At 47.1% G+C, this 9,209-nt stretch carries 8 protein-coding genes; 1 reads left to right on the top strand and 7 read right to left on the bottom strand.

The annotated features are described in order from the left end of the window. Positions 1-346: 346 nt before the first annotated feature. Genes NP603_RS18965 through NP603_RS18955 form a run of 3 tightly spaced genes read right to left on the bottom strand, consistent with a single transcriptional unit; the run spans position 347 to position 2,260 of the window. Positions 347-1,240: a CE1 family esterase gene (locus tag NP603_RS18965; protein WP_256612427.1), complete on the bottom strand. Its 894-nt coding sequence runs from the start codon at positions 1,238-1,240 to the stop codon at positions 347-349. Positions 1,241-1,285: 45 nt separating this feature from the next. Further along, positions 1,286-1,891: a hypothetical protein gene (locus tag NP603_RS18960; RefSeq protein WP_256612426.1), complete on the bottom strand. Its 606-nt coding sequence runs from the start codon at positions 1,889-1,891 to the stop codon at positions 1,286-1,288. A gap of 42 nt (positions 1,892-1,933) precedes the next feature. Next, positions 1,934-2,260: an EthD family reductase gene (locus tag NP603_RS18955; protein WP_256612425.1), complete on the bottom strand. Its 327-nt coding sequence runs from the start codon at positions 2,258-2,260 to the stop codon at positions 1,934-1,936. A gap of 116 nt (positions 2,261-2,376) precedes the next feature. Between NP603_RS18955 and NP603_RS18950 the strand changes: the two genes are divergently transcribed. Further along, positions 2,377-3,252, top strand: a complete 876-nt coding sequence (locus NP603_RS18950) for a LysR family transcriptional regulator (RefSeq protein WP_256612424.1) — start codon at positions 2,377-2,379, stop codon at positions 3,250-3,252. A gap of 279 nt (positions 3,253-3,531) precedes the next feature. Here the strand turns inward: NP603_RS18950 and NP603_RS18945 are convergent, their stop codons facing one another. The 4 genes from NP603_RS18945 to NP603_RS18930 form a co-directional block, all read right to left on the bottom strand. Beyond that, the gene (locus NP603_RS18945) at positions 3,532-4,110 is read right to left on the bottom strand and encodes a TMEM175 family protein (protein WP_256612423.1); all 579 of its coding nucleotides are present in this window, start codon (positions 4,108-4,110) and stop codon (positions 3,532-3,534) included. A gap of 438 nt (positions 4,111-4,548) precedes the next feature. After that, the gene (locus tag NP603_RS18940) at positions 4,549-5,859 is read right to left on the bottom strand and encodes a Y-family DNA polymerase (RefSeq protein WP_256612422.1); all 1,311 of its coding nucleotides are present in this window, start codon (positions 5,857-5,859) and stop codon (positions 4,549-4,551) included. 50 nt (positions 5,860-5,909) lie between these two features. Further along, on the bottom strand, positions 5,910-8,093 hold the full coding sequence (locus tag NP603_RS18935) for a site-specific integrase (protein WP_064029222.1): 2,184 nt from the start codon (positions 8,091-8,093) through the stop codon (positions 5,910-5,912). Positions 8,094-8,099: 6 nt separating this feature from the next. Beyond that, positions 8,100-9,128 (bottom strand): tyrosine-type recombinase/integrase, encoded by a 1,029-nt coding sequence (locus NP603_RS18930; RefSeq protein ID WP_064029220.1) that lies wholly within the window; start codon positions 9,126-9,128, stop codon positions 8,100-8,102. Between the last annotated feature and the right edge of the window lie 81 nt (positions 9,129-9,209).

Below are 9,209 nucleotides of genomic sequence, written 5' to 3'. Positions count from 1 at the left end.
AATTAAAAAGCAAGCTATTTTTGAAAACAAACAGTTATCATTTTGACGAACGGCAAAATTGGTTAAAATTTTAACAAAACCGACTTTTCAACAGAATCGGCCAAAACCCGCCGCTCGGAGTAGCTATCCCATTTTAATAATTAAGGCACCATGTAACCCAATCGGCTGTCCGGTATTCGGCTTCGTTTTGGGTCGTCGTTTGATGGCTCTAGGCTCAATACGTCCAGGTCGGTTGTCAACCAACTGTTCAGCCACTAAAAGGAGCAGGCAGACCCGAGAGGAATCTGGGTGACCGTTTGCTTTCGGGTTTACCTTTGCACCCATTACGATTCATATAGAGCCAATTTCACTTTGCCAGTGGGCTAACTTGAGTCGCTGACACAAAAAACTCGACAATATCCTGACTTCGCTCGGGCCAATGTGAATGGATTTGATCACCTTCACAGTACAACGTTTTTACGCCCCCGGCACACCCTGAATAAGAGGAGCAACCATTTGCGATTTTATCCGGAATAGGATCACATTTATTACAAGCTGCCCACCAACCCACCGCTTGCTGACCATAACCAGGAAACAGGCGATCCTTGCTGCTGTGCATGATCATAACCGGCAAGGGCTCGGGGCATTTGCGGTCGCGTAAATCATCATACGCAACCCCTGCTGCGCTCGGCGCAATTGCACGTGGGATGTGTCGTGTGCCAGTCATAAACGCTAATGCCATTGCCGAAGTCCCTCCATCGGAATGTCCCGTAACATAGACCTGTTTTTCATCAATACACCACTTTTTGGCCATTAAACTGGGAATGGTGCCTAATTCTACGGTAGTGCTGGGCGATAATTCCGGGTGATCCGCATAGGCCACGATGAAACCGGCTTGGGTAGCAGGAAAAGTGAACCCAGTTGTTTTTTCGGTTTTAGCCCGATTCGATCCGGCCGGAGAAAATACCAGTAATAGTGGGTGGGCAACGGATGCATCATAATTGGCTGGTGTGCGGACATTGTATTTGATGCCATTTTCGGTTTCTTCACCATAAGTCTCTCCAGCGTCTCCACTGAGTTGATCAGCTTTGCAAAGACGTTTCAGCATCTCAGGTCGATACACGGCCTGCCCCAATTCTACCGAGTCGCCGCTATGATCCATCAAAAGCATGACAACCATTACTAATATCGGTAACCCGAATAGCACTTTCTGCCAAGAATTGGTTCTTAAAAGATAAACCTTTAATTGAGTCATATTCATAGTCATATTCCCCCTAAGTACGTTTGACTCGCCTGTACCATTCGATCATGCCTCAGGTGAGTGATTGGGCGCTTCCTTATTCGCTAACTTCATTACAATATAAGCCAGCAACAACAAGCTTCCGATTATCACAATCTGCAGCATATAGCTTTTTCCCGGAACCGATTCCAGGCCAACAGAGAACGGAATATGAGTGTCAAGACGCTTATCCTTGTCGACAATAGCGATGTGAGCCAAATAATTACCAGCACCATATTGACTAAAATCGACCATACTATCGAAAGTACCGTTTTTAACTTTTTTCGGCTGCTGATAAAAAACCCTTTGCCCTTCAGGTTCTTTGGTGATTTCGAATTCCACGCTGACATTGCGCAGACTTTTACCTTCGTAGTCGAACACCAAATTAGTTGGGCCGATTTCGGGAATGATGCTGCAATATTCCCGATCCCCTGACAGAGTCGGGGTATAGGCCGTGAAATGGACTCGTTCAAAACCAACCCTCGTAACGCAAGCATCGGCCTCGTCAGGCGCACCTCGATGCGCTTGGGCAATAGTTGGCATTAATCCGACCCAAAAGACAACAGGCAGCAGACCCATCCACCTAATGCGCTTGTAAGCCGCCTTTTTTAGTTTGTTGATAGAGTTAGGCATTGATTTGCCTCCACAGTGATTATGTTAAATCCGATGGTCGGATTAGAAATCAAAGGTTTCCACCTCGGAGATCAGAAACAACGGCTCACCACCGCTAGAAATCTCAACGGCATGCTGAGCTGTTTCTTGACCGCCTGGTGAATTCAGACAAGCCTTTAATTCGGCGAGGGATGGAAAATAAACCTCGGCAATTCGATGAAACTGCGCTGCAGATTTGTCTACATTGGAAAGAATCAATGAGGCGACAAATCGTGTTTTGCCGGCCAGCTTTTCGACCGCCATCGGCACATGCTCATCAGCATAACGACGTTCAAAAGTTTCTAAATCTGTTGGCGTAGGGTATATTACGATTAATTTTGCTGTTTTCATAGGAATATTGAATATTTAGGTGACTTGGTGTTTATATTAAATAATGAGTTAGGTAAACTGTAAAATACCATTTTTCTATCTAATGATAGGTTTAACCTATTAAAAAGGGGCAAGCTGTGGAAATGCAACAAATACGCTATTTTCTGGCCGTCTGCGATAAGGGCTCGTTCACTCGCGCTGCACAAGCAACCTATGTGGCCCAACCCTCCCTGACGCAAGCAATTAAGAAATTGGAAGATGAACTTGGCGGTGAGCTATTTAGCCGAGACCGCGGCGGATGTCGGTTGACGGCCTTAGGACGTTTGGTTGAACCTTCTATACGTGAAATAGTGCGCAAGACGCAAGCTGTCAAAGCTGAGGCTGTGCGTTTCAGCCGCTTAAATACTGTGCCACTTCGCATCGGCGTGATGACGACAATTGCCGCACACCATTTAAGTCCATTCTTCACTGACTTTCAGCAAGAACGACCCCATGTAGAACTGGAATTAGTCGTCGACAGTGAATGCAATCTATTGAATCAACTTGATGAAGATAGCCTGGATTTAGTTATCAGTGCACCAACATCCTTACTGGCAGAGCATTACCAGTCTTTAGAGCTTTACGAAGAACGCTATGTCGTTGTCTTCAACGACAAACACCGTTTCAATCAACTGCAACAAATTGATTTAGCGACGATACAAGCTGAACCTTACTTGGATCGCCTGAACTGTGAATTGCGTGAAACACTGAGGAGTGTGTGCCAGGGGCGGCAGGTCAATCTTTATGCTGCCTATAGAAGTAATAGCGAAGAGTGGATACTGAGTATGGTACGCGCCGGAATCGGTGTTGCGCTAATGCCGGAATTCACCATCACCAAAAATGCAGATCAGATTCGAGTTCGTTATCTGTCAGATCCGGAAATTCGTCGCACCATCTGCGCTATATTCCCGCCCACATCGGCCGCAAAACCCGAAGTGGCAGAAGTATTGAAAAGTCTGCGGATAGGTTTTTAAAAAATCACAGGTTAGGCAAAACTAAATCAAAAGTCCGATTATGGCGTTTAAAGGGGTTAGGAAACCTCTGATTATTGCAGTTTTTCAAGAAAAATTGACGCGCAAGCCATTGTTTTAATGGGTGCTGAACCAATCTGCCAGAAAGCCGCCATACATGTTTCTCAATAGCTGACCTTCAAATAGGCTTGAGCAGACCTTCACCAACTCAATTTATTGTTGAAGGTTACAATGAAAAGCCCAGTTTTATTTGGTCATTTGCTTGGCAAATCAAAAATCCTTTTAATATTCAGACATCACGTTCTCAATACGTCGATCTGGCACTAACCATAGCAATGCGACCAGCACATAAAGCCCTTGAGCTAACCATGGCGACCAAAACGTGCTTAGTGTCGCTATTAAGTAAATCAATGGTGAGGATTTACCCTTCCAGTCGCTACCGACAGATCTTTTTAATAGCGAATTTGTCCCTTGTGAAACGATGATGAGGTATTGTAATAATATATAAGCGATTGCTGCCATCAATAGAACCACTCCGTAAGCCATCGTTGGTATAGCCGCAAAGTGATTTTCCCCCATCCAGGCAGTTGTGAACGGAAATAACGATAACCAGAACAATAAATGCAGGTTTGCCCACAGTATCGAACCAGTGACTTTTTGGCATGTTTGCAGTAAATGGTGATGGTTATTCCAGTAAATGCCTACATAGACGAAGCTCAACACATAGCTTAAAAGCACAGGAATCAAAGGAATCAGCGCATTGATGTCCGCAGTATGGGGTACTTTCAATTCCAATACCATGATGGTGATAATGATGGCCAGTACCCCATCACTGAATGCCTCCAGCCGACCTTTACCCATGTCTTACCTCGTTAACGTACTGTAGTGATGGGTAGCTATTATTACAGCCTATGGTTACGCACAGTTTTTTAAAATACAAAATTCAATTGGGTTCTTACATAATCGCTATCATGTCCACCTTCAGTAATCACTTGTCCCGCAAAAAATGGCTGTAAGTAAAACCGAGTGAAAGGTGTTTATTGATTTCTCACTCTGTGTTTGCCGAAATGGCGAGGGCTCGATATTGGCAGGCACCCTCTATATGTGGATGTCGCAAAATTGGCCGTTGGATGCGGTCGCCAATGGCCGCTTTGTAGATCTCCAGTTCCCAGGCGCTGGATTTAGCTGACTGACTGGTTTGGAGAAGTGCGACCGTCAAGTTTGGGTCGTTGCTTGCCTTTCACTACCCATCCAGTAAGCACATCAGGTATCTTTTTGCCCACTCTGAGTAATGATTAGCTAGCTGCATTTTACAATCGCCAACTCATCCCACTGGGTTGTATAGCGTTTTGACATGCGTTCGGGCTGGAACTGCCAGCTTTTGTTTAATCCTGTGGCGGCTATAGATATGGACTTAGGAAACCGATGGTTGATTTTATCGAAGCAGGCCATTAACTCTCGCTCCTTTGAAGATTTTGGGTTGGCAAACAAATCCGTCTGACCAGGCATGGTATTGGGGTAAAGGCCACTTAATTGGATTCCGCATTTCTGGTAACGGTAACCCTCCTTGTAAATACCCTGCAACAACTGCTTGGCAACATTGATCAACCTGCGTGTATCTTGCGTGCCTATTGCCAATTTCAAAGTTGCTGAACGTTGATATTGAGGTTCTTGTGGATTAAACGGGTTAGTCCTGATAAACACGGTTAAACGATCTGCTGTCGAATCCTGTGCTCTGAGCTTTTCCGCTGCCCGGCTGCAGAACTCGGCTAAAGCTTCCGATAATTCCTTCAAATTTTCTAAAGGCCGCTTAAAACTTCGGGAACACATGATTTCTTGTTTGTCCTGCGCTATTTCTGCAAGCTCCAGGCAGGAAATGCCATTTAATTCCATGATCGTTCGAGCCAAAACAACACTAAACTGCGACTGCATTCGTTGAACGGGCTGCTGCGCCAAAGTCCAGACGGTGTGAATGCCGAGTTGCGAGAGCTGCTGGCTTAGGCTTGAACCGATACCCCAGACTCCATTGACCGGTAACAGGCGCATTAACCGCTCCCGCCGTTGAGGGCAGGACAAATCCACAACACCGTTGGTTTTAGGCCATTTTTTTGCGGCAAAATTTGCCAGTTTCGCCAACGTTTTAGTCGGCCCCATTCCGACGCAAACTGGGATGCCGGTATTTTTCTGGATCGATTGTTTAATAGTGAGACCATAACCGATAGGGTCTTGCTGACAAATCCCGGTCAAATCTAAGAATGCCTCGTCAATCGAATAAATTTCGGTGCTCGGTGAAAATGTCTCTAATAATGACATCACTCTGGATGACATGTCGCCATACAACGCGAAATTTGATGAAAATAGATGGACATCATGTTTTTTAACCAAGTCGGCCACTTGATAAAGCGGCACCCCCATTTTGACACCGAGGGATTTTAAAGCCTTGTTCCTAGCGATAAAGCAACCATCGTTATTGCTGAGTACGCCTACCGGCTTATCCCATAAATCCGGACGGAATACGCACTCGCAACTGACATAAAATGAGTTGCAGTCCACTAAGGCAATCAGGGGTCGCGGCGGCAGTGCAGAAAGGGAATTGCGTAGGTCGGACATATGAATAAGCTTTTTAAGTGGCGCCAAAGTATACTTTTTGTTCTAATTTATTAGGGAACTTCATTCCCATGAATTTGCTGCGGCGTTCTGCCATCCAGGGTTGGAACATTTTTTAGCTTGTCCAGCATGGCTTCCAGCTTCTGAAGGTCACCCTTGACGATCTGTTGTTCCTCGGGCGTTAATGGCACCTCCTCAAGATAACGGTGCAAAAACGCTTTGGCCGCCAGTGCTTCACCCTTGACCGAATCCTTGGGTATATTGAAGTCGCAGCCAGCGCAGGCCATACGGTGTGGGCAGGTACTCCAGAAGGGGTTCGAGCAATAAGAGGAGCCTAAATCATAATATCGGTAAGGCTCACCCTTGGCTGCGGCTCCACTGACCACGGCTGTATGGTCGATAAGTACTTCGATTAGGTGTGACATCTGATCAGCTTTCGCAAAAGCGCCGGCTAACTGCGTAGGTTTCGTGCGAATATAGTACAAAGTAGATTTTGGACTGCGATGGCCTGACCATCGCATCAAATCAAATAGGGACATCCCTTGAGGTACGCTAGCTAAGGCAGTGACAGCCGAGGCGCGTCCCCTGTGGCTGCTGATTTTGCCTCTGCTGTCCTCTACAGGCAATCCGGCTTTGGCGCATAACATCGGGATGATCGTATCATTGATTGCCGAGTGTCCAATCGTCTTGCCACGGTACTGAAACAAAAACCGTACGCGTTCACCTGTCTTGGGATCGATTAAGAAACCTTGTTCAGGCCGAATTGCTTCCCATTCAGTGATAAACTGCCGGACGATTGCACTCACCGGTTTTGCGAAGGCGGTGAAGGTTTTGCCGGCCGGCACATCTAAATAGCATAATGTACCGGCGGCAATTGTTGTGCCGGTCGTTTCATCAATAATGGGATCATTTTGGGCTCGCGCACAGCCGACGCGAAGGCGGATGATTTCGTTCTGGCGCAGTCCGGCATGAGTCCATACGACGCTGATCGCCCGCAACATTTCTAAGGGATACCAAATCTCACTCAGTTTATCGTTCGCCTCAAGATTGAGGCTGGCCCATACCAATTTGAGCCAAAAATTGTCGTCTATGGCTCGCGGATTGGGGCCGCATAATCTCAAGATTGAATTCGGTGTGGCCAAATGATAATACGGATTAAACTTCAGCCGGACCCAGCCCCAATGTTGAATGTCACGGAAGAAACGCCGCATGGCATACAGTACCGAGCGTTTGGAATTAGCGCCAAGCGGCGTTCCTAGATTAACTCGCCCAGTATAGTCGAACGAATGAAGCTGCCATTCGCCAACCTTGAGCCGATTTAGGGCTGCGAGAAAATCAGCACAGGTTTCGACCGTCCAATCCGCCGGACTGGTGATTTCTGGATGAATTTGGGCTAGCCACAGGCCTGCACGCAGAATATAGCTGTAGTTAGACTCCCGTGTTTTAGGTTGCAAGGTCGATGTTTCCCGCCATCGCCGGCAATAATCGACCCATTGCGGCGCAATACCACCACCGCTTTTTTCCTTCCATGAGACATAATTGCGCATCCGGAGTGGCTCGGGCAGGATTCCCAGTGCGGCCAACCCGTGGGAGAGCTTGCCGATACCGTGAGCTTGGGCGCTGTACTTTTCACGGGTGCGTTCCAAGAGTTCGGTATCGAAACTTTCTAGGTAGGGGTTGCGGTTTTCCAGCATTACCGCTGCCAGGATGGATGGAAAATTCTGTTGCAGATTAACTTTGCCATACCCAATTTTCTGTAAAGCCTGATGTAAACGCCCACATTCGCGTTCGAAAAGTTCTTCTCCGAAAATCAATCGCCCAAGACCGGATAAATAAAATATAGGGCCAATGCAATGGACGAGGCGGAAATCGCAAAGAAGATAAGCATTCGCGGTGATGAAAAGTCGTGCGCTTGAGTGGATTAATGGGTGGCGGACTAAATCAATCCAAGCCTGCTGACTCCAAGCCCAGTAGGGCTGCTGAGTTCGCTGAATCTCTTGCAGGATGGCGGTCTGAGCTTTGGCGTGCCTTTCTAGCAGGCTTTGCTTCGAACTCAAAGCCGCCACATCCCGTAGCGGCAAATAAAGCCTTGGCACAGCAGCTCTAACCCTCATGGTATTACTCCAACTGACCAATGCACATTCTTCAGTTTCCGATAGATATGGACTTCGATCATACTGAGCCAAATCAAGAGGCCATTGCCAATTCTTCGCACTTACAGAATCTAATTGAGCCATAGGGCATTACTCCATCTTCGCAAATAAAGCCGCGTCGATTTTGGCATCGGCATAACGGATGGCCTCAGTCATCCGGTTTAGTAGGTCTGCGCCGGAAAGATGAAGGTACATCAATGTCGTTTGCGGGTTGCGGTGTCCTGCATAGGCACTCAGCTCATGCAGTTTCCAGCCAGCTTGTGCGAGGTGAGTCAAACGCAGATGGCGCAAGCTATGTGTACTAAAGCCCTCGACACCGGCCTGTTTTGCCAAGCCTTCGACAATCTTGCTCCAGGTCCATTTCGAAATTGGCTGACCAGCGTTGCGGCGTGATTCGGAGAAAAATACTAATCCGGCTTGCTGATTGATCCGATGACGATAAACCAAATATTCGCTCAATGCATTTCCAGCAGTAGCGGCATAACAGACTGTTCGAGGTGTACTGCTCTTTGTGGTTTCGGGTCGAATACGAATGAGGCGATGAGCAAAATCGAAGTCGGTGACACGCAAATTCACCAATTCCTCACGCCGCAAGGCGCCATAATAAGCCAGAGCGAACATCAATCTATTTCGAAGAGATTCCTGAGTAACCGCTTCGATGAGTTTTTTCCAATCCTCTTCCGAGGGAATGGCAGGTAGTAGTTTAAGTCGCCGAATCAAACCTTGCGCAAATCCAGGATGGTAGTCGCTATTTCGATTCAGATAAGTGCCACGAGGGACTGGATTAAAGTCCCGAATATCTTGGTAAACCAAATGGTCATACCACAGGCGAACTGCCGTAAGGTACTGCTGCATCGTAGCATTCGAGTGGCGGTATGACGTTTTTCCATCCTGAGCATCGCCTCCCAGATACCGAACATAAAGGGAAACGTGCTCCAGCGTGGCTTTTTCGGCTTCCACTCCCAAGCCTTGGCAAAAACGAAAGTAATTGCTGAGTGCGCGCGCATAGGCGTCGAGCGTTGCGTCGGCACGTCCCAAGTTTCCCAGCAGAACCAGCCATGATCTACCGTTCGGGTTTTCAGAAAGAAAGGGGTAACGTTCCCAAACGAGATTAGCCATGAACGTGTAACTCCACTCGGAACTAAATCTGTTCACCAGATTATGGCACCAATAATTTTGATTCCAAATAACTTACTACAA

The sequence above is a fragment of the Methylomonas aurea genome (genome assembly GCF_024505045.1).
GTDB lineage: Bacteria > Pseudomonadota > Gammaproteobacteria > Methylococcales > Methylomonadaceae > Methylomonas > Methylomonas aurea.
The sequence above is the reverse complement of the archived record's forward strand: the minus strand, read 5'-3'. Positions and strand labels throughout refer to the sequence as shown.